Raw genomic sequence first — 21355 nt, 5'->3', positions numbered from 1 at the left:
TCGGTGTTCTTTTGCATCGATGTGCTGTTGTTTATATTTGTTTGTTTAATCATACTTCTCGTTTGTTCTTTTTGATCAGTCTCTCTCTTGTTCAGACCCCCATCCCCCTAACTTAGGGGGCGAAGAAAACTGGGGGCAAAGGTATAACAATCTTTTGGAACGGCCAAACTTTGTGAAAAAAAAGTTTGCAATGGCAAGAGATTCTTTATTATTCCGAATTACGTTAATCTTCCCAATTCCTTCATTTATTACAGTGATTTAGCGTATATTTGCAACCAAAGCTGATGATTATGCCACTGAATCCGAATAAGAATTTGAAGTTGTATTACTCAATCAAAGAGGTTGCCACGATGATAGGGGTGAACGAAAGCACGCTGAGGTATTGGGAGACGGAGCTTCCGCAACTCCGACCCAAGACGCAATCGACCACGAAAGTCAGGCAATACACCGAGAAAGATATCGAACTCCTGCGCACGATTTATACCTTGGTCAAAGTGCGAGGATTCAAGTTGGCGGCTGCCAGAAAGATGATCAACGAGAATCGCAAAGGTGTGGACAAAAGTAGTGAAGTGCTCGACACGCTTGTTTCTGTGCGTGATCAGTTGAAGGAACTCAAACGGCAACTCGACGGTTTGGTGTGAATTCGCCAGCTGCTCATTCATTTAATTGCTTTATTCATAATCATCAACAACGGCATTGATGAAGTCCATCATCGGCTTGGCGATTTGAAAGGCTTTTACGATTTCATTCAACCAGTTGTCTCCTTCGAAGAACGTGTCGGGCACGCGAACCCAACAACAGTAATCTTTCATTCGTAAATATTGAATGAATTCATAATCACGGGGAAAACCACTCGGCGCCGTTTTCAACGACTCCAAGCCGAAACCCTTACTTGATTCGCCCCATTTTCCCTCACCGGGACGACCGAAAAGTTTCACAAATGGCGCATTCTCAACCCGCCGACGCCACTCATCGATGTTACCCATAATCTCATTTCGGCAAGATGTCAGAATGTTTGTAGGCAACCAATAGCCACCGGCAGCCATCAGACAGTTGCCTGGTTCGAGGTGCAGATAATAACCGCCACGCAATGCTTTCTTGCCATGTGCACAGATATAAGCACCAAGATGATTCTTATAAGGCGATTTATCCGGTGAGAATCGTGTATCGCGATTGAAACGATACACACAGTCTTTCACTTGCAAGTGGGCAATCTCGGGATCGAATTCGGAGATTCGCACGATAGCTTGAGCGATTCCTGCTTCAAAATCCGCACGACATTCATTATATTCGTCTTTGTGTTCCAGGAACCAAGGACGATTGTTATTGGCCATCAACTCTGTGAGAAAGGTCAGTATTCTCTTTGCTTGCATGATTATTTCAACTTAGAATTTTCAAACAATTTAGGGCAGAAAGAATCGAAAGGACATTCTGCGCAATGTGGCATTCGACTGGTGCAGATATACCGTCCATGTAAAAGCAACCAGTGATGGGCATTAGGCACATCGGCTTCGGGAATGTTTTTGAGTAGTTCTTGTTCCACTTTGTAAGGCGTATCTGCGGTTTTCGGAACCAAACCCAAGCGATGACTCACCCGATAGACATGTGTATCGACCGCCATAGTCGCTTTTCCGAACCAAACGGCTTGCAACACATTGGCCGTCTTTCGCCCCACGCCGGGCAATTTGATGAGATCTTCCGTTCGATCAGGAAGTTCTCCGCCGAAGTCGTTCACAATCATTCGCGCCATCCCAACCAAATGTTGAGCTTTCGCATTCGGATAGGAGACGCTTTTGATAAGAGGGTAAACATCTTCGGGTTCTACGGCTGCCATTGCTTCTGCAGTGGGATAATGGCGAAACAATTCGGGTGTGATCTGATTGACACGCTTGTCTGTGCATTGGGCGCTGAGCAGTGTAGAGACGATCAATTGGAATGCACTCCCAAATTCTAATTCTGTCGACACACGCGGCATTTTCACCCGATAATAATCCAAAATATATTTGTATCTCTCTTGTCTTGTCATATATAAGAGGCGTATTTACATCAAACTCTCCACCAACAGCCATATATTTAATATGGTGACAATCGTGGCAAGAAAATAAAGAAAGACCGAATTCCAAGGACGATTGGCATAAACACCCATCACTCGCTTAGAAGATGTGAGACTCACTTGCAAGAAAACGGTGAAAGGGAGTTGAACACTCAAAATCATTTGCGAGTAAATCAGCCCCTCGAATGGGTCGGCAATGAAGAAAATGATCAACAACGATACACCGAGTGAGATCAGAATCCCCACAACAGAGTGCGTATCCTTAGCGTTATAAGACTCACCAAACATTCCCGCAAAGATACTCCCTGCTGCCATTCCACTCGTGATCGTACTCGATATGCCAGCCAAGAGCAAGGCAATAGCAAAGATATTGCTGGCATTATTGCCTAACAACGGAGCCAGAAGAGCCTGCGCCTGAGAGAGTTCTTCCACATGAGTGCCGTTTTGAAAAAACGTAGATGCGGCGAGCAAAATCATTGCACTGTTGATGGCCCAGCCCGCAGCCATTGAGAAAAGCGTGTCCATAAACTCATATTTCAACGTCTTCTCAATACTCACTTTTCCTTTGGTGTTGATTTGCCTACTCTGAATCACTTCCGAATGAAGAAACAGATTATGCGGCATTACCACTGCACCGAGCACACTCATGATGATTAGCAGACTACCTTTGGGCACACTCGGCACAACCCAACCATAAGTGGCAGCAGGCCAATCGATGTCGACTAAAAACAATTCATAGATAAACGATAGGCCGATCATTGATACAAAGCCGATGATGGCGCGCTCCATTCGTTTATAGGAGTTGGTGAACAGCATGATCGACACAGCCACCACAGTCAGAATGGAGCCCCATGCGATGGGAATACCGAAGAGCATTTGTAAAGCAATGGCAGATCCGAGAATCTCTGCCATTGATGTAGATATGCTGGCAAGAACAGCACTGATGATGATGGGGCGCCCCACCCAGCGCGGCGTGTACTTCTCGGCCGCCTCGCTCAAACACAGTCCTGTCACGATACCGAGGTGTGCCACATTATGCTGCAAAGCGATAAGCATAATCGTGGAAAGAGTTACCACCCACAGCAGTGCATATCCAAACTCAGAGCCTGCGGCAAAATTGCTGGCCCAATTGCCTGGATCGATAAAGCCGACGGTGACGAGTAATCCCGGTCCGATATATTTAAAGATGTCAAGTCCACCCAGAATCCGAGGGTGATCCTTTCTTTTCAGTTCTTGGAATATATTCATTTGCGCTACAAAGTTACAACAAAAAGCGATATCGTCATCACCTTTCCTGTATTATTAGCCAATGCAAGGCTTCACTTGTTCGCAATTTACCGAGATATAGGTATGGCTCTCTTTCAATACTTGAAATTGTTTTGTCCCCACGCATTATCGGCTTTCAAAACAAAAGACGATGACGATGAAGGCCCCAAGTCACCAAAAAACTTACCGGAATATTGCGTGATCACGTTTCGTTTAATGGGAACTTTGGTAAACGCTTGATTCTTCACCTCATTGCCGGCAGCATCCAATGCCGTGATTGTCATCTTCAACTCACCAGTCTCTGCATGCGGAAACGTGTAGACTTCAAACTTCCCTGGGTTACCCACAGACGCAGCATCGATCGTCCGCAATTCCGTTTGGCGCGACTTAACACAACCGAATCCCGTCACGGCATTCAACGAACTGCTGCCACCCGTATAGTAAAATCGCATCGTAGTGACCTTTGCCGGTATGGCATCGTCGGTGATCAGCCTGAACATCGACACTGCCCTTTTGAGTTCGATGTTGTATTCTTCGGCTTCGTCCACCGTAACATCCGCACAATAATAAAACGTATCGGTGAGTTTGTTATCGGGAAATGAAATCTTCTCAGGCGAACTTATGGTTGCCGCTCCTTTGCAACTGTGTGCAATAATGACGATTTTATACGTGCCCTTAGACAAATCGGCAGCAATCGTTCCAAAGTGTTCATCTCCCGCTTTTTGGTTGATCGCCTTCACTTTTCCACCGTCATTGAACACCGCCAGATTGATATGCGTGCAGACTTGATCCGCATTCACACCGGCTTTCGTCACACTGATGCCATCGTTGAATGGTATCTGCTCAAAGCGTTTGACACTGAACACCACATGCACGGCATCCTTCGGTGCAGGTTTAGGGTCTTCCTCATTCCAGTCCGCTTTCTCACACGCAGCAAACATCACGCCCGTCAGCATTATTGCCAACATTCTTAAAACATTGATTTTTCTCATCATCGTAGTTTGTTTAATGGATTAATAGATTGTCGCAAATATAAACATTATTTCCGATAAATGCAAGAGATGAAGACAAATTTGTGTAATATCCTTTGCAACTAACGCTTTTTCGCAGTGTAAGAGGCTGTTAGTTGGCGTGCAAAAGAGGCTTTTTCGGCATCTCATTAAGCGTTATTTGCAAACAGCATAACAGCAATGCTCATTTTAGAGTACAGTTATTCGACATTTCTCCCGATGATCACCCCGCCGTTCTCAACTATTTTTCCTATTTTTGCAGCATGAAACATGCAATCGATTGGAAACATATCGCAATATTGGCTGCCGTCGCCGGCGGACTGCTTTATATCACCGAATCCTTTTGGATGTCACTCGGCATCATTCTTTTGTTGTTAGTGGCCGACTATTTCGTGCAGCAATATGTAAGAAAGAATGGAGAAACTGATTGAATTATATCGCACATGGTACGGTAAACGTCCCACTGCCTGCAAGCAATTGCCCGGTTCCGGGAGCAATCGAACATACGTCCGAATGATCGATAACGTTGGACAAACCGTCATCGGAGTGATCGGCACGAGTCGGGATGAGAATCACGCCTTTGTAAGTTTGGCCCGCCATTTCACCGCTAAGCAATTACCCGTTCCCGAAATCTTAGCTGTGAGCGATGACGAACTGCGCTATTTGCAGACCGATTTGGGCGACATGTCGCTCTTCGATGCCCTCCGCGGCGGTCGGGATACAGGCGGACGATACAACCAAAAGGAAAAACAACTGCTCGTGAACACCATCAGAGCATTACCCAACATTCAAATCCGGGGTGCGCAAGGACTGGATTGGAGTTGCTGTTATCCTCAACCTGAATTGAATACAGATAGTGTTCTTTTCGATCTGAACTACTTCAAATATTGTTTTTTGAAAGCAACAGAGTTGGATTTTCACGAACTCAAGCTCGAAGCCAACTTCCGAATGCTTGCCAAAGACTTAGTTTCAGAACCAAGCGATAGCTTTCTTTATCGTGATTTTCAAGCTCGAAATATCATGCTCGATGCACAGGGCAATCCTTATTTCATTGATTTTCAGGGCGGCCGCAAAGGTCCGTTTTATTACGATTTGGCTTCATTCTTGTGGCAGGCTTCGGCCAAATATCCGTTCAAACTGCGTCGCGAGTTGGTGTATGAATATTATAACTCACTGAAAAACTACACAGAAGTGCCATCGGTTCGTCATTTCGTGGATCGGCTGAGCCTCTTCGTGCTCTTCCGCACACTACAAGTGCTCGGGGCATATGGGTTTCGCGGTTATTTCGAACGCAAGAAACATTTTCTCGATTCGATACCACCTGCTATGACAAACTTACGCGATCTGTTGAAAATGAATGCCGATGTGTTTCCTTATCCCTATCTGATGGACATGCTGAAACGCTTAACCGAACTGCCACAATTTGTTCCTGCCGAAGCATCCATGCCTATTCGCAGCGACGGTTTCCGTATTTCCAACTCTAATGTGTATGCAGCTCATCCGCAGGACGGCCCCGCCACATTCTCGAAATACGACGGCAAGGGGCCACTTGTGGTACGAGTGTTCAGCTTTTCATATCGAAAAGGTATTCCCGAAGATACATCTGGAAACGGCGGAGGATATGTTTTCGATTGTCGCTCGACACACAATCCCGGCCGTTACGAACCCTATAAAAAGCTCACTGGGCTTGACGAACCGGTTATCCGATTCCTGGAAGACGATGGCGAGATACTCTCTTTTCTCGATCATGTGTATAGTTTGGCTGACCATCATGTGCAACGCTATATCCAACGTGGGTTCACCAGTCTGATGTTTTCATTCGGTTGCACGGGCGGTCAACATCGCAGCGTGTACAGTGCGCAACATTTAGCCGAACACATTCACGATAAATTTGGCGTAGAGGTACACATCACGCATCGTGAGCAAAATATTTCTCAGGTATTGACAACAACTCAAACACATTGACAATGCAGGCTATGATCTTTGCAGCCGGCTTGGGAACACGACTCAAACCGATAACCGACCACAAACCCAAAGCGCTTGTCGAAGTGGGTGGAGAATCGCTATTGAAACGTGTTATCACGCGATTGAGCGAGGCCGGAGCCGATAGGCTGGTGGTCAACGTGCACCATTTCGCTGATCAAATCATCCGTTACTTGACCGAAAACAAAAACTTTGGACTGGATATTCGTATCTCAGATGAATCTGATGAACTGTTGGATACGGGCGGCGGACTACGAAAAGCGGCTCCATTGTTTAAAAACGACGAACCGATTCTCATTCACAATGTCGACATTCTGAGCAATGTTGACTTGCAGAAGTTTTATCGCGAGAGTGTCGACAACGCTGCCACACTCCTTGTCAGCGAGCGCGAGACCAAGCGCTATTTGCTTTTTGATGATGACATGCGGCTCGTGGGATGGACCAATATTGAGACGGGTGAAGTGAGATCGCCTGATGCCGCACTTGATGTTGCACGTTGTCGGAAGTTCGCTTTTGCAGGAATCCATACGTTTTCACCGGCTTTATTCCGAGTGATGAACAATTGGCCAGCAAAGTTCAGTATCATAGACCTTTACCTAAATACCGTTAGCCAGGCTCCGATTTACGGTTATTTGCAGCCTGATTTACGGTTAATCGACGTGGGAAAAACAGTTACTCTCAATGAGGCCGACGCATTCTTGAAAACAATCTGACGGTTTCGTGCAACGTTTACGAGAAAAAGAAGTAATTTTGCAAACGCCAAATCCCTCTTCCTCCAACGAGGAATATATCATTTAATCATACAATATCACCTATGCAACAGAAGATTATCATTCTTGATTTCGGTTCGCAAACCACACAGCTCATCGGTCGTCGGGTGCGCGAACTGGATACCTTCTGCGAGATTTTACCTTACAACAAGTTTCCCAAAAACGACCCTTCGATTATAGGAGTTATCCTGAGTGGTTCGCCCTATTCCGTTCACGACAGCGCAGCTTTCAAAGCAGAGTTGTCTGATTTTGTCGGAAAATATCCCGTGTTGGGCATCTGTTACGGCGCGCAATTCTATTCTTACGCCAACGGCGGCAAGGTGGAACAAACGGGAACTCGCGAATACGGACGGGCAAACCTGATGACTGTGGACACGGAGAATCCGTTGTTCAAAGGTTTTGATCAGCATTCGCAAGTGTGGATGAGCCATGGCGACACGATCACGGCAATCCCCGCAGACTGCCATGTGATCGCTTCGACGGCCGATGTCAAGTTTGCCGCTTACGCCAGCACGGTCAATCCCGTGTGGGGCGTGCAGTTTCATCCCGAAGTCTTTCACACATTGCAGGGCAAGGAGTTGCTCCGCAATTTTGTCATCGATATCTGCGGCAGCAAACAGCAATGGAGTGCGGCCTCGTTCGTAGAGTCCACGGTGCAAGAGTTGAAGCAACAGTTAGGCAACGATCGCGTCATCCTGGGACTCAGTGGCGGTGTAGATTCCAGCGTGTGTGCCACGCTTTTGAATCGCGCCATCGGCAAGAATCTCACCTGTATTTTTGTCGATCACGGAATGTTACGCAAGAATGAGTTTGCCAAAGTGATGGATGCATATAAAGGTTTGGGGTTGAACGTTATCGGCGTTGATGCCTCCGACAAGTTCTTTGCAGATCTTGCAGGCGTGTCCGACCCCGAAGAGAAACGCAAGATCATCGGTCGCGATTTCGTGGAAGTGTTCAATACCGAAGCCAAAAAGATCACCGATGCCAAATGGTTAGCACAAGGCACAATTTATCCCGACCGCATCGAGAGTCTGAGTATCACCGGAATGACCATCAAAAGTCATCACAACGTGGGTGGATTGCCCAAGGAAATGAAACTGCAATTGTGCGAACCGTTGCAATGGTTATTCAAAGACGAGGTGCGTCGCGTAGGTTACGAACTGCAAATGCCCGATCATTTGATCAAGCGCCATCCCTTTCCTGGTCCGGGTTTAGCCGTGCGCATTCTCGGCAATATCACTCGCGAAAAGGTGCGTATATTGCAGGAAGCCGATGATATTTACATCGAAGCAATGCACAACTATATTTGTGAAGATGGCGAATGCCTCTATGATAAAGTTTGGCAAGCCGGAACCATTCTGCTCTCCACTGTTCGGAGCGTCGGCGTCATGGGCGACGAGCGCACTTATGAGCATCCTGTGGCTCTGCGTGCAGTGACAAGTATGGATGCAATGACAGCCGACTGGGCGCATCTCCCCTATGATTTCATGGCCAAAGTGTCTAATGAAATCATTAATAAAGTCAAAGGTGTGAACCGCGTTTGCTACGACATTTCTTCTAAACCACCATCAACAATCGAATGGGAATAAGAAATAAATCATTAGAATAACTCATTGAGAAATTGCATAACGCATGCAATTTCTCAATAGAAAATTTGTACAGTTAAAACACCAGCACCTCCCCTGGTAAGCCCAGTATCCTAAACGATTATTTCTTTTCTCCCGCACTTGCCTACAACGATAGCAATACATTGAATGGGAACAGTGACGGTACTAATCAAAAACAGTGCCATCACTGTTTTAATTCACATTTTATAATTGCGTGACAGCGTAATCATTCGTCTTTTCACACACCTCTTTCCACACTGCATGAAGAGCTTAGCGTAATGCAGAATTGCTCTCCTTGCGCAAAACCATCTTCATATAGGCGCTCGAGTTTGGCTATGTCTTTCTCAATCCTGCCCACTTCCAACGGCTGACTCGGACGAATACAGATGATTTCTCCATGGCGTTCCATCTCCTCTACCATCTCTAACTGAGCATTATAAGCCTCAATCCGGTGACTCAAAGCGACGCGTAAGCGGGGATAATGCTTATAGATAAAAGGCGGAATCTTGTAGTCTTTACTCGTGTTCCGGTATCCACGATTGCGCGTCATCACCACGACGTTGTGACGATGGCCTGTTTCGATGGCCCGCAAAACAGGAATACTGTCGATGATTCCGCCGTCGAGCATCGGTATTCCGTCGACCATCACTATCTTGCTCACATAGGGAAGGCTGCTCGAAGCACGCACGATTGCGAGCAGTCGTTGCCGATCGCTGCGCTCTGTGAGATACATCGCCCGGCCTGTATCACAATTAGTGGTCACCATCTCAAAAGTGGCAGGATTACGAAAGTAAGCATCGTAATCGAACGGCAGATATTGATTAGGGAATTTGTCATAGAGAAGTTCTTGGTCGAAAATACAGCCTTGCGTGACAAGATGACGCAAGCCAATGTAATCATAACGAGCAAGATAATCGATGTTGGATATCCGTGCGCGGCGCGGTTGTTTGCTCATATACGACATCCCGTTGCAAGCACCGGCCGAAACAGCCACAATGTAATTGAAATAAACATCATGCTTCATCAAAGCATCCAATACGCCGCAAGTAAAAACACCGCGCATCCCTCCGCCTTCCAGCACCAACCCCGTGTTTGTATCAATCATCATAAGATCAGAAATATTCGCAACAAAGATAATGTTTTAATCTGATTTTTATTACCTTTGCAGCCAAAGGTTCTAAAAAATAATATTATGTTTAACAAAGAAACTTATATTCGCCGTCGGAAAGAGCTTCAAAGACTTGTTGGAGACGGTGTAATCGTGTTATTCGGCAACAATGAGTCGCCTTGTAATTTCCCTAATAACGGCTACTATCCATTTCGTCAGGATTCGTCGTTTTTATACTATTTCGGTCAACAGCGCGACGGTCTTGTCGGCGTGATTGATATAGATAACAACACCGAAACGCTCATCGGAGACGATATAGATATTGAAGATATTGTATGGTATGGCAGTGTGAATAGCGTGAGCAATATGGCTTCGGAAGTGGGTGTAAGCCATTCAGCCCCGATGAAAGAACTAACAAAGATTTGCAACGACGCACTCCGTCAGAAACGTAAGATCCATTTCCTTCCTCCTTACCGCTTTGATATCAAACTACAAATACTCGATTTGCTTGGCATTCATCCTAATCAGCAGAAAGAGTCTGCTTCGATGAATTTGATCAAAGCTGTCGTGAAAATGCGTTCGGTGAAGGATGCAGAAGAGATAAAAGAATTGGAGCATGCAGCAACCATCGGTTATCAGATGCACACCACAGCCATGCGCCTCATCAAACCGGGCCGAACCGAGAAATATATTGCAGGTCAAGTGAATGGCATTGCACTTTCTTACGGTTCGTCAGTGAGCTTCCCCACCATTTTTTCACAACACGGCGAGATTCTCCACGGTGCTCCTTCGCTCAATCAATTGGAAGCAGGCAAGCTCGTTTTGTGTGATGCCGGCGCCGAAAATATGAATAATTATTGTTCGGATAATACTCGTACCATGCCTGTCACAGGTAAGTTTACCCAACGTCAATTGGAGATTTACAGCATTGTTGAAGCCTGTCACGATTACGCTTTAGAAATATCCAAACCAGGAGTGAAGTATTTCGATGTGCATTTGGCTGTTTGTCGATTGATGACCGACCGTCTGAAAGAGCTCGGTTTGATGAAAGGCGATACCGAAGAAGCCGTTCGTGCCGGTGCACATGCAATATTCTTGCCTCACGGATTAGGACATATGATGGGCTTAGACGTGCACGATATGGAGAATTTAGACCAAATCAATGTGGGCTTCGATGAGGAAACTAGACCTAATTTAAATCAATTCGGTACCAACAGTCTGCGTATGGGACGCCGCTTGGAAGAAGGTTTTGTCGTGACAGACGAACCAGGTATTTACTTCATTCCCGATTTGATCGACGATTGGAAAACATCGGGATATTGCAAAGACTTTCTCAATTTTGATAAATTGGAGTCTTATAAAGATTTCGGCGGTATACGTCTTGAAGATGATATCCTCATCACTCACGACGGCTGCCGCTTCATCGGCAAAGATCTGATTCCTTATCATCCTAATGATGTTGAGGCATTTATGGAGAACAACTAAATCAAATCACATAAAAAGAACAATGAAGAAAGTTTTAGCACTCGCATTATTCGCCTTGATAACAACGGGCGTAAGTGCGGAAAACAAACGAGACAGCCTGAACAAAAACAAACCCGTGTTCACTGTTGTCAAAGAAAACAAAATCACGAGTATTAAGAATCAAAGTCGCAGCGGCACGTGTTGGGATTACTCAACATTGAGTTATTTCGAAAGCGAAATCCTCAAAGCTACCGGCAAAATCTATGATCTCTGCGAATCATTCGTGGCTAACAAAACGTATATGGACCGCGCCCGCCAGGTTGTTCGACTGCACGGCGATTGTCAATTTGCACAGGGCGGAAGCGCTTATGATGTGCTTTATTGCCTCCAAAACTATGGTATCTGCCCTGAAAATGCAATGCCGTTGCCAGGAACACTTTATGGTGATTCGCTCAATAACTATAATGAGCTGTTTGAAGTGATGAGTCCTTATGTAGCGGCTATTGCAAAAACAAGAGCAAAAAAATTGACCACGCAGTGGCAAGTAGGCTTACAGGGCATCTTAGATTCTTATTTAGGTAAGTGTCCTCAGTCATTTACCTATCAGGGCAAGACCTATACGCCGAAATCATTCGCAGCAAGTCTCGGCCTCAATTTCAATGATTACGTGACCATCACGAGCTATACACACCATCCGTTTTGGACTCAATTCGCCGTAGAAGTGCAAGACAACTGGCGTAATCCACTGTCTTGGAATCTCCCAATGGAAGATATGATGCGTGTCATCGACAATGCCGTGATGAATGGTTACACTGTGGCATGGGGCGGAGATGTGTCAGAAGAAGGATTCACTCGCCAAGGTTTAGCTTATGCTTATGATACTAAGAAGATGCCGGGACTCACCGGTAGCGATATGGCACGATGGCTGAAGCTCAGCAAAATAGAGAAAAGCAATAAATTAGATTCGCTGGGCTGCCGAGCACCCGAAGTTACTCCCACACAGAAGATGCGTCAGGAACGTTTCGATAATTGGGAACTCACAGATGACCATGGTATGCTAATCTATGGAATTGCCAAAGATCAGAATGGTAAAGAATATTATATGGTGAAAAATTCGTGGGGTGAAGCCGGTGATTATAAAGGTATTTGGTATATGACCAAAACGTTCATTGCCGCCAACACTATGGATTTTATGGTGAATAAGAACGCTATTCCCAAAGACATTCGTAAAAAAATGGGTATTTGATCGCATTTGGCGATTAGTAAATAAATTAACGGCAGTTTCTGTTTTTTCGATCAGAAGCTGCCGTTTTCTTATTTTATATTCGTAACTTTGGCCTCGGATGCCATGTGAAAGGCATCAAACTACATTGCGAAAAGAAATAAAAATCATATAAATGCACTTCAAATGGAATTACGAACCACCCACATTAGAAGAGAAGCAAGCAGCTAAGGAATTGGGAGAAAAACTGAATATCAATCCCATTCTTGCCCTTTTGCTGATCCGTCGTGGCATCAGCACCGAGTCGGCAGCTAAGCGTTTCTTTCGTCCACAACTTGCCGACTTGATCAATCCTTTCTTAATGAAAGATATGGACATTGCAGTCGACCGATTAAATGATGCTATGGGACGTAAAGAACGCATCTTGGTATATGGCGACTATGATGTAGACGGATGTACGGCTGTGGCGTTGGTATATAAATTTTTACAACAATTCTATTCCAATATTGATTATTACATTCCCGACCGCTATGAAGAAGGGTATGGAGTCAGCAAGAAAGGAATAGATTATGCTAAGAATACGGGGGTCAAACTCATTATTATTCTCGATTGCGGTATTAAAGCTATCGATGAGATTGCTTATGCTAAGGAGCTGGGAATTGATTTTATCATCTGTGATCACCATGTCCCAGATGAGTTAATGCCCAAGGCTGTGGCCATCCTTAACCCCAAACGTCCCGACGATTCTTATCCGTTCAAGCATCTGTGTGGTTGCGGTGTAGGATTTAAATTTATGCAGGCATTCGCCAAGAACAATACGATTCCATTCTCGCGACTCATTCCACTACTCGATTTCTGTGCTGTGAGCATTGCCGCCGATATTGTTCCCGTAGTCGACGAGAATCGAATCTTGGCCTTTCACGGACTCAAACAGTTGAATCAGAACCCCAGCTTGGGTTTGAAGGCGATTATAGACATCTGTGGCCTTAATGGTCGCGACTTATCGATGAGCGATATCATCTTCAAGATCGGACCTCGAATCAATGCGTCAGGTCGGATGGAGAACGGTAAAGAGAGTGTTGATCTACTCGTGGAAAAAGATTACGGCACTGCGCTGAAAAAAGCTAAACACATTGATGAATACAATGAGCAGCGCAAAGACATTGATAAACAGATGACCGAAGAAGCCAATCAGATTGTGGCAAAGTTAGAAAGCCAACAGCATCGTTCATCCATTGTTCTCTATGACGAGAATTGGAAAAAAGGCGTAATCGGTATTGTGGCTTCTCGCCTTACAGAAATTTATTTTCGTCCGACAGTGATCCTGACCCGTGATGGAGATTATGCCACAGGGTCGGCTCGTAGTGTGACAGGATTTGATATTTACGCAGCCATCAAGAGTTGCCGCGATCTTTTGGTCAACTTTGGCGGTCATACCTATGCTGCCGGCCTCACGTTACGATGGAACGACATCAAGAAATTCCGTGCTAAATTCCAAACCTATGTCGACGAACATATTCAACCCGAACAGACGGAAGCCATGCTCAACATCGATGCTATTATCGATTTCAAAGACATCACCAAGCGATTACACAACGATCTGAAACGTTTTTCACCTTTCGGACCAGGTAATCAGAAGCCTCTCTTTTGTACGGTCGACGTCTACGATTATGGAACCAGCAAAGTGGTTGGACGTGAACAAGAACATATCAAATTGGAACTTGTCGACTCAAAATCGAGTTGTGTCATCAATGGAATAGCTTTCGGACAAAGTGCCTCAGCACGATTTATCAAATCGAAGTGCAGTTTCGATATTGCCTATACCATTGAGGATAATGTTTTCAAGCGCGGTTCGCTTCAACTACAAATTGAAGATATTCGACCAGCCGAAGAGAATCAAATGATTGAGACAGACAAGATAAAAGGGGATTAGCCTTGAATTCAACCACGGACCAATATACTGAAATACTACGAAAATATTGGGGATTTGAAGATTTTCGCGGTATTCAGCACGACATTATCAAGAGTATTGGTAAAGGATGCGACACATTGGGATTGATGCCCACAGGTGGTGGCAAATCCCTCACATTCCAGATTCCGGCTCTTGCGAGCGAAGGCGTGTGTCTTGTGATCACGCCACTCATCGCTTTGATGAAAGACCAAGTGATGCACCTGCGCCAACGCGGCATCCAAGCCACGGCTATTTACTCAGGAATGTCACGGCAAGAAATCATCAAAGCACTTGAAAACTGTGTCTTCGGAGGTGTCAAGATCCTTTATATTTCACCAGAGCGACTGGGATCCGAACTTTTTCAAGCCAAACTAAAACACATCCATGTCAGTTTTATCACTGTTGATGAGGCCCATTGTATCAGTCAATGGGGATACGACTTTCGCCCGGCTTATTTGAATATCACTGTTGTCCGTCGTTTGAAACCAGGTATTCCCTTGCTCGCTCTGACAGCAACCGCTACACCAGAAGTAGTCGATGACATTCAGAAGCAATTAGGTTTTGCAGAGAAAAACGTTTTTCGCATGAGTTTCGAACGGCAGAATGTTGCCTACGTCGTGCGTCACACAGAGGACAAAGAAGCCGAACTTATTCATATTCTTACCGTAGTGAAGGGTTGCGCTATCGTTTATGTGCGTAGCCGACGCAAAACCAAGGAGATTGCTCAACTATTGGAAGCACATCAAATCAGTGCCACGTTCTATCACGCTGGTCTTGATCATGCCGTCAAAGACCAGCGACAAAAAGACTGGCAGTCTGATCAGACACGCGTGATCGTGGCCACCAATGCGTTCGGAATGGGTATTGATAAGGCTGATGTGCGAACTGTTATCCACCTTAATTGTCCCGATTCCATTGAGGCTTACTTCCAAGAGGCGGGACGAGCTGGTCGTGACGGCGGTAAATCTTATGCCATACTACTCTATAACGACAGCGACACGAGGAAATTAAACAAACGAATCGTAGACAATTTTCCCGAGAAGGAGTATATAAAAAAGGTCTACGAACACCTCGCCTATTATTATCAAATTGGTGCAGGAAGCGGCAACGGATACACATTCGAATTCGACATCGATAAATTTTGCCACACTTTCAAACACTTTCCCATACAGGCTGATGCTGCCCTTCACATCTTAGAACGCTCCGGTTACATCCATTATGAAACTGATCCCGATGCGGCAGCCCGCGTGATGTTTCTGCTCGGACGCAATGAACTCTACCGCTTGGAGGAAACGAGTCCACACGAAGAAACTGTTATCACAACGCTCCTGCGCACATATGGCGGACTGTTCACCGATTATGTCTACATAGATGAAGCACTGATTGCCCAGCAGGCGAATCTCACCAAACAGCAAGTTTATCTGAACTTAAAAGCATTGAGTCAGCGACGCATCCTGCATTTCATTCCTCGACGTAAAATGCCGTACATCACTTATACACAAGATCGAGAGGAAACCGACCGCATCATCATCCCTCCTTCGGTCTATGAAGAACGTAAGGAACAGTTCATCCGTCGCATCAAATCAATGCAACACTATGCAACAAACGATGACATCTGCCGCAGTCGCCAGCTCCTCCGTTATTTTGGAGAATTGCAAACAAAAGATTGTGCACAATGCGATGTCTGTCTTGAACATCAGACCGATCAGCTTGCCGACAAGCGTCTCGCACCAGTGCGACAACAACTCATCGCCTTGTTAAGCGACAATCTCCCCCATCCCATCACCGAATTGAAATCTCTCGCCATACCTCAGCGTCAATTAGATGCCGCTCTCCAATATCTCATCAGCGAAGAGCGCATCCTTTCCGAGAATGGTATTCTCCGTCTATATTAGAAATCTTTGTTATCAGATTGTATACAACGCCTGTTGGAATCACATCTAACATAGTCTACAAAGGCATAAGAGAAAGGGTGATTCTCATCGCGTATATGCGTTTCTCGATTCGTCTCCTGCCATTCATCATAGGACGGAAAGAAAGCATCAGCCGAGGCAGGGACATCGTCTATCTCCGTCAGATACAATCGATCAGCCTCTACTATCGCCTGCTCATAGACCCGTGCACCTCCTATAATATAAACATCTTCATCTGCCTGACACGCTGTCAAGGCCGCATCAAGCGACCCATAAACCTCGCACCCCTCGAAATGAACTTGTGTCCGACTCAGCACCACATTGCGACGGTTGGGCAAAGCACCCTTAGGCAGCGACTCGAAAGTGTGTCGCCCCATGATAATCGTGTGCCCTGTGGTGAGTCGTTTGAAACGTTTCAGATCGTCAGGAAGCCAATAAATCAGTTTGTTTTGATAGCCAATGGCACGATTTCGGGCCACAGCAGCAATGATGTTAACGGTCATTTGCATTCTATTTTAAAGTTCATCAGACAGAGACCTGCGCCGAAATATGCGGCCACGGGTCATAATTTACGAGTTCGAAATCTTCGTATCTGAACGCGAAAAGATCTTTTACGTCCGGATTCAGACGCATCACGGGCAGGACACGAGGCGTTCGGGTGAGTTGCAATCGGGCTTGATCAAGATGGTTGAGATAAAGATGCGTGTCGCCGGTAGTATGAATAAAGTCGCCCGCTTGCAATCCGCAGACTTGCGCCATCATCTGTAACAGCAGCGCATAAGAGGCAATATTGAACGGTACACCTAAGAAAGTGTCGGCGCTGCGCTGATAAAGCTGAAGACTCAAACGCCCTTCTGCCACATAGAATTGAAACAAACAGTGGCACGGGGGTAATGCCATCTGCTCGACTTCAGCCGGATTCCACGCCGTGACAATCATTCGGCGGGAGTCAGGATGATGACGAATCAGGTCGAGCACTTGCTGGATCTGATCGATAGTTCCGCCCTGATAGTCGGGCCACGAGCGCCATTGATGACCATAGACAGGCCCCAAATCGCCGTGTTCATCAGCCCATTCGTTCCATATCCGCACGCCGTTCTTTTGCAAATAATGCACGTTCGTATCACCTTTTAAGAACCAAAGCAGTTCGTAAATGATGGATTTCAGATGCAATTTTTTGGTTGTTAGCAAGGGGAAACCTTGTCCGAGATCAAACCGCATTTGGTTTCCAAAGACGCTGATCGTCCCCGTTCCCGTCCGGTCTTCTTTCTTAACGCCCTCGCGAATAATGCGATTGAGCAGATCGAGATATTGTTTCATTTATGCGATTACGTTTAAATTGTTTTGCGGAATATAACTACTCTTGATTTTCCATTCAATCGGATAGAGATTATTGGCACGCTGACCAATATTTTTTTCAAAGCCCAGCGCAAAGCCACGATAGGTAAGCAGCACAAAACCTCGTGGCGTTTCAGCGGGCAAGTCGACAACTTCTTTACGCAGAAAACGAATAGCTTGCTCGGTGTCGAGCGCCACTTGCGGAAAATAAGTCGCATCGAGCGCAGTGGAAAGGGCCAAAGAAGCGGCCGGAACGACATCCTTTCCTCGTTGCGTTCCGAGCGCAATGCCAGCATGGACGACGTGCAACGACCGAGCCACAGTATAGTAAGTGTCGGCCCAGCAGCGCGGAATCGCAAGATATTCATTATCAGCACATTGAGCAACTTCATATTCTCCACTTTGTAATAAGCCGTTAATCAGGCTGCAATTAACGGCTTTTCGTCGTGCGATTTGACGCTTCTTGCAAGGCGAAAAACCGTTAGTCGTTTTTCGAAGAACAAATAGGCAGAATCCCTCTCCTCGTGTTTTGCCCGGCAAGAAACGATAAGCGGGGCAGTCATTGACCAACGATCCGGTAATCTGCCACGTTGGATCCACATCAACAGAGAGATATTCGGCTCCCAATTCAGCTGCAATCCATGCGGCATTTTCTTCGTTTTCTCGAGCATTAAACGTGCAAGTGGAATAGATCAATAGGCCTCCGGATTTGAGACAAGGCCAAATATCGCTCACGATTTCGCGCTGCAAACATCGGCAATGTTCCACATTCGCTGGGCTCCATTCGGCTATTGCCCCTGCATCTTTGCGAAACATGCCCTCTCCACTACACGGAACATCGGCCAGAATGACATCGAACAGCAATCCGCTTCGCTGATAATCGCGTGCGTAATTATTGGTAACAACGACATCAGGATGGCCGAACTTCACGATATTCTCACGCAGAATCTGTGCCCGATTGCGCACAGGTTCGTTGCAAAACAGCACGCTTCCCGCGGGCAATGCAGCCAAAGCACATGTAGATTTGCCACCGGGCGCAGCGCAAAGATCGAGCATCCTCACGGGATCAGAAACATATTGACGGATGACTCGATGCAGAAACATCGACGAAGCATCCTGAACATAATAGGCTCCGGCGTGCATCAGCGGATCGAAAGTGAAATTGGGGCGCTCGCGAAGATAAACACCCACGTCGCACCAAGGCACTCGTCCGTCAGCCAAAGGAATATTTACATTGTCTGTTCGACATTTGAACGGGTTCAACCGAATGCTGACGGGCGGCTCATTTGTTAACGCCGACGTCATGGTCTGATATAATTCGGCTCCCATCAAATGCCGTGTGTATTGTTCAAAATCCGTTGGTAAATACATCACCATAAGTATATATGGGTGCAAAAATACGTATTTTTTCTTGTAACTTTGCAACTAACTAAGCACTTGTTGCGTCTAACGAACAAAAGTTTAATGAAATTGACGAGTTGAAAAGAAGTTGATCACTCGTCAACTAAACTAAGAAACGATATGAAAAAGTCATTGATAGCATTGGCACTGATGCTGACTTTCAGTGCATTGGCAATAAATGCGGTACCCAAACACCGCCATCATCCACAGAAAACAGCCGTTACCACGATGGCCGATTCAAGTTCGACAGGTGTCGAAGCCTATTCGGACAGCACGGCACTGGCCGAGACAGAGCACGATATCGGCTTTGAACAAGAAGACGAACGGGATTATAACCCAAACTATTCTGACGACAGCGACAACCCGATCGAGTATTGGGGCGACCACGTGGGATGGAATTTCGGCGGCATCTTATTAGCTATTATCATCGTGGTTTTGATCTTTCTGTTCCTAATGTCGCCTGTCATCATTATCCTGTTCATCATCAGGTATCTTATCAAACGCCACAACGACCGAGTGATTTTAGCCCAAAAAGCGATGGAAACAGGACAGCCTATGCCAGCCGATATTGCTCCCTCGCCTAGGAAAACAAATGAAAACCTATGGCGAAAAGGCATAAACAATGCTGCCATCGGCGTGGGATTGATGCTTATGTTTTGGTGGATGGGCGCCAAAGAGATTACTGGTGTTGGTGCACTTGTGCTGTGTATAGGTATCGGACAGATGATTATCGCCCGTACATCTGGCAAAAAACATGATCACGACGAATTTTAATCGCAGGCCGTGAATAAGCTGAATGATATCTCTCTCGTTACGCAGGTGACGGTATTTCACAACAAAAAGGCTTTCAATGAGCTGATTGTGAAGTACCAGTCACCTATACGTCGGTTCTTTATAAACCAGACTTCAGGAGACATTCAGCTTAGTGACGACCTCGCACAAGACACTTTCGTCAAGGCATATACACATATCGAGCAGTTCAAAGGCTTGTCGGGGTTCAGCACTTGGCTCTATCGTATTGCCTATAATGTGCTTTACGACTATACGCGCAGCCGTAAACTGACGGGCGACTTAGATACACCCGCTGTGTCGCGACGCAATGCCGAGACTGCTGACAGCAATTTGCGAATGGATATTTACGATGCAATGGCCATACTGACTGCTGCCGAACGCATTTGTATCACTCTACAATTGATGGAAGGACAACCCATAGACAAAATCTCAGAGATAACGGGTATGGCCCAAGGAACGGTAAAGTCGCACCTCTCTCGAGGCAAACAACGACTCGCCACTTATTTAAAGGAGAATGGATATGATGGATAACGATGAAAAATTAATAGCTAAATTCTTTGCTGAGAACAAGCAGGAGTTTGCCGACAACGGCTTTTCCGGGCGTGTGATGAGACGTTTACCAGCCCCAAAAGCAGTGCGACTGAATCGAATTTGGACATTGTTTTGCGTAGTTGCAGGCACTGTTCTCATCGTGATAACAGGCGGATTGACTAACTTTCGGATGCTATTGCATAACCTTTTAGGTGATTTTATCGGCGGATTTGCCTCAATCAACTTTCACGACATATCCCCGTCAATGACCTTTCTATTCTTCATCGCACTCGTTTCCGTGGCCGGTTACAATGCCATTGTGAGTGAGCGATGACGAAGAAGAGATAGCATACGTGAGCACGAAAGCCGGATCGAGACGATAATAGACAGAAATCGTGTGATCGTTTTTGAGATCCTGCACCTTTATACACCCTTGTTCTTGGGGCGTAAAAGGGTGGAGTCGCATCTCAAAGAATTGAAGAGACTCGGCAGAAAGGAGTTTATAAACTGTCTCTTTGGCACTCCAATTGATTAATTGACTATCAAGGGTTTCGGCATCTTCATCCTCACGGATGAATTTATGGGCGATTCGTTTCACGCGATTGCTATAATATTCGATGTCGACAGCCACTTCCCGACTTGTAGAGAGAATCAAAGCTGCATAACCTCGGGTGTGACTGATGCTCACATGGAATCCTTCCACATGCGGTTTCCCATTGGAATCGTGGGTGATCGATAATTCTTCATGACCCGTTATGGCAAAAAGTAGACTATATGTGGCTAAGACTTCGAGTCGACGAGCCGTTGATCGATATGCAAGTAACTGTGAGTTGAGACGCCGCAAACGCTTACTTGCATTGCAAAAGACCGTTAATGACTCTTCAATTTGCCATAAACCGAGTCGGACATCGGGTGCAACGGTTTCTATCCTTATCAATGGCATCGC

Annotated in this window: 21 protein-coding genes; 12 read left to right on the top strand and 9 right to left on the bottom strand. The window is 45.9% G+C overall.

Annotated elements, in window-relative coordinates; translation table 11 throughout:
- Positions 1–290 precede the first annotated feature (290 nt).
- The gene (locus tag JCM12259_RS07685; protein WP_025066018.1) at positions 291–641 is read left to right on the top strand and encodes a MerR family transcriptional regulator; all 351 of its coding nucleotides are present in this window, start codon (positions 291–293) and stop codon (positions 639–641) included.
- 30 nt (positions 642–671) lie between these two features.
- Here the strand turns inward: JCM12259_RS07685 and JCM12259_RS07680 are convergent, their stop codons facing one another.
- From JCM12259_RS07680 to JCM12259_RS07665, 4 genes are all read right to left on the bottom strand, one after another.
- Positions 672–1373, bottom strand: coding sequence for a DUF2461 domain-containing protein (locus tag JCM12259_RS07680; protein WP_025066017.1), 702 nt, complete (start codon positions 1371–1373; stop codon positions 672–674).
- A 2-nt stretch (positions 1374–1375) separates the two neighbouring features.
- Positions 1376–2026: an endonuclease III gene (gene nth, locus JCM12259_RS07675; RefSeq protein WP_025066016.1), complete on the bottom strand. Its 651-nt coding sequence runs from the start codon at positions 2024–2026 to the stop codon at positions 1376–1378.
- A 15-nt stretch (positions 2027–2041) separates the two neighbouring features.
- A complete protein-coding gene (locus tag JCM12259_RS07670) occupies positions 2042–3301 on the bottom strand; it encodes an Nramp family divalent metal transporter (RefSeq protein ID WP_025066015.1) in 1260 nt (419 codons plus the stop codon).
- Between the two features lie 113 nt (positions 3302–3414).
- Complete coding sequence (locus JCM12259_RS07665; protein ID WP_051559243.1) at positions 3415–4314, bottom strand: DUF6562 domain-containing protein; 900 nt, start codon at positions 4312–4314, stop codon at positions 3415–3417.
- 278 nt (positions 4315–4592) lie between these two features.
- Here JCM12259_RS07665 and JCM12259_RS16940 point away from each other — a divergent pair, with 278 nt between their 5' ends.
- From JCM12259_RS16940 to guaA, 4 genes are all read left to right on the top strand, one after another.
- Positions 4593–4760, top strand: coding sequence for a hypothetical protein (locus JCM12259_RS16940; RefSeq protein ID WP_172792997.1), 168 nt, complete (start codon positions 4593–4595; stop codon positions 4758–4760).
- Positions 4744–6294, top strand: coding sequence for a RapZ C-terminal domain-containing protein (locus JCM12259_RS07655; protein WP_025066013.1), 1551 nt, complete (start codon positions 4744–4746; stop codon positions 6292–6294). The genes JCM12259_RS16940 and JCM12259_RS07655 overlap by 17 nt, the downstream gene beginning before the upstream one ends.
- A 2-nt stretch (positions 6295–6296) precedes the next feature.
- On the top strand, positions 6297–7025 hold the full coding sequence (locus tag JCM12259_RS07650; RefSeq protein WP_025066012.1) for a nucleotidyltransferase family protein: 729 nt from the start codon (positions 6297–6299) through the stop codon (positions 7023–7025).
- A gap of 101 nt (positions 7026–7126) precedes the next feature.
- Positions 7127–8671 carry a glutamine-hydrolyzing GMP synthase gene (gene guaA, locus JCM12259_RS07645; protein ID WP_025066011.1) on the top strand — a complete coding sequence of 515 codons (1545 nt, stop codon included), beginning with the start codon at positions 7127–7129 and terminating at the stop codon, positions 8669–8671.
- Positions 8672–8927: 256 nt separating this feature from the next.
- Here guaA and JCM12259_RS07640 read toward each other — a convergent pair whose 3' ends face one another.
- A complete protein-coding gene (locus JCM12259_RS07640) occupies positions 8928–9797 on the bottom strand; it encodes a patatin-like phospholipase family protein (protein WP_025066010.1) in 870 nt (289 codons plus the stop codon).
- A gap of 84 nt (positions 9798–9881) precedes the next feature.
- Here JCM12259_RS07640 and JCM12259_RS07635 point away from each other — a divergent pair, with 84 nt between their 5' ends.
- The 4 genes from JCM12259_RS07635 (at position 9882) to JCM12259_RS07620 (ending at position 16329) form a co-directional block, all read left to right on the top strand.
- Entirely contained in the window at positions 9882–11282 is a 1401-nt protein-coding gene (locus JCM12259_RS07635; RefSeq protein WP_025066009.1) for an aminopeptidase P family protein, read from the top strand.
- 22 nt (positions 11283–11304) lie between these two features.
- Positions 11305–12507, top strand: a complete 1203-nt coding sequence (locus JCM12259_RS07630; RefSeq protein ID WP_025066008.1) for a C1 family peptidase — start codon at positions 11305–11307, stop codon at positions 12505–12507.
- Between the two features lie 151 nt (positions 12508–12658).
- A complete protein-coding gene (gene recJ / locus JCM12259_RS07625) occupies positions 12659–14416 on the top strand; it encodes a single-stranded-DNA-specific exonuclease RecJ (RefSeq protein WP_025066007.1) in 1758 nt (585 codons plus the stop codon).
- A 2-nt stretch (positions 14417–14418) separates the two neighbouring features.
- On the top strand, positions 14419–16329 hold the full coding sequence (locus tag JCM12259_RS07620) for a RecQ family ATP-dependent DNA helicase (RefSeq protein WP_025066006.1): 1911 nt from the start codon (positions 14419–14421) through the stop codon (positions 16327–16329).
- Here JCM12259_RS07620 and JCM12259_RS07615 read toward each other — a convergent pair.
- The 3 genes from JCM12259_RS07615 to JCM12259_RS07605 are packed head-to-tail and all read right to left on the bottom strand — an operon-like array spanning position 16326 to position 19056.
- The gene (locus tag JCM12259_RS07615; RefSeq protein WP_025066005.1) at positions 16326–16850 is read right to left on the bottom strand and encodes a dihydrofolate reductase; all 525 of its coding nucleotides are present in this window, start codon (positions 16848–16850) and stop codon (positions 16326–16328) included. The two genes, JCM12259_RS07620 and JCM12259_RS07615, sit on opposite strands and share 4 nt — an antisense overlap.
- A gap of 22 nt (positions 16851–16872) precedes the next feature.
- Entirely contained in the window at positions 16873–17667 is a 795-nt protein-coding gene (locus tag JCM12259_RS07610; RefSeq protein ID WP_025066004.1) for a thymidylate synthase, read from the bottom strand.
- Positions 17668–19056, bottom strand: a complete 1389-nt coding sequence (locus JCM12259_RS07605) for a methyltransferase RsmF C-terminal domain-like protein (protein ID WP_025066003.1) — start codon at positions 19054–19056, stop codon at positions 17668–17670. It abuts the gene before it with no gap.
- 150 nt (positions 19057–19206) lie between these two features.
- Between JCM12259_RS07605 and JCM12259_RS07600 the strand changes: the two genes are divergently transcribed.
- The 3 genes from JCM12259_RS07600 to JCM12259_RS16180 are packed head-to-tail and all read left to right on the top strand — an operon-like array spanning position 19207 to position 20743.
- A complete protein-coding gene (locus JCM12259_RS07600) occupies positions 19207–19860 on the top strand; it encodes a DUF6249 domain-containing protein (protein WP_025066002.1) in 654 nt (217 codons plus the stop codon).
- Positions 19861–19869: 9 nt separating this feature from the next.
- Positions 19870–20409 carry an RNA polymerase sigma factor gene (locus tag JCM12259_RS07595; protein WP_025066001.1) on the top strand — a complete coding sequence of 180 codons (540 nt, stop codon included), beginning with the start codon at positions 19870–19872 and terminating at the stop codon, positions 20407–20409.
- Positions 20399–20743, top strand: coding sequence for a DUF5056 domain-containing protein (locus tag JCM12259_RS16180; protein WP_148299595.1), 345 nt, complete (start codon positions 20399–20401; stop codon positions 20741–20743). Before JCM12259_RS07595 ends, JCM12259_RS16180 begins: the two co-directional genes overlap by 11 nt.
- On the opposite strand, the gene JCM12259_RS07590 is transcribed toward JCM12259_RS16180, so the two are convergent.
- Positions 20684–21352 (bottom strand): 4'-phosphopantetheinyl transferase family protein, encoded by a 669-nt coding sequence (locus JCM12259_RS07590; protein WP_025066000.1) that lies wholly within the window; start codon positions 21350–21352, stop codon positions 20684–20686. The two genes, JCM12259_RS16180 and JCM12259_RS07590, sit on opposite strands and share 60 nt — an antisense overlap.
- Between the last annotated feature and the right edge of the window lie 3 nt (positions 21353–21355).

Origin of the sequence: Hoylesella enoeca JCM 12259 (assembly GCF_000613405.1) — a bacterium.
GTDB classification, from domain to species: domain Bacteria; phylum Bacteroidota; class Bacteroidia; order Bacteroidales; family Bacteroidaceae; genus Prevotella; species Prevotella enoeca.
The sequence above is the reverse complement of the archived record's forward strand: the minus strand, read 5'-3'. Positions and strand labels throughout refer to the sequence as shown.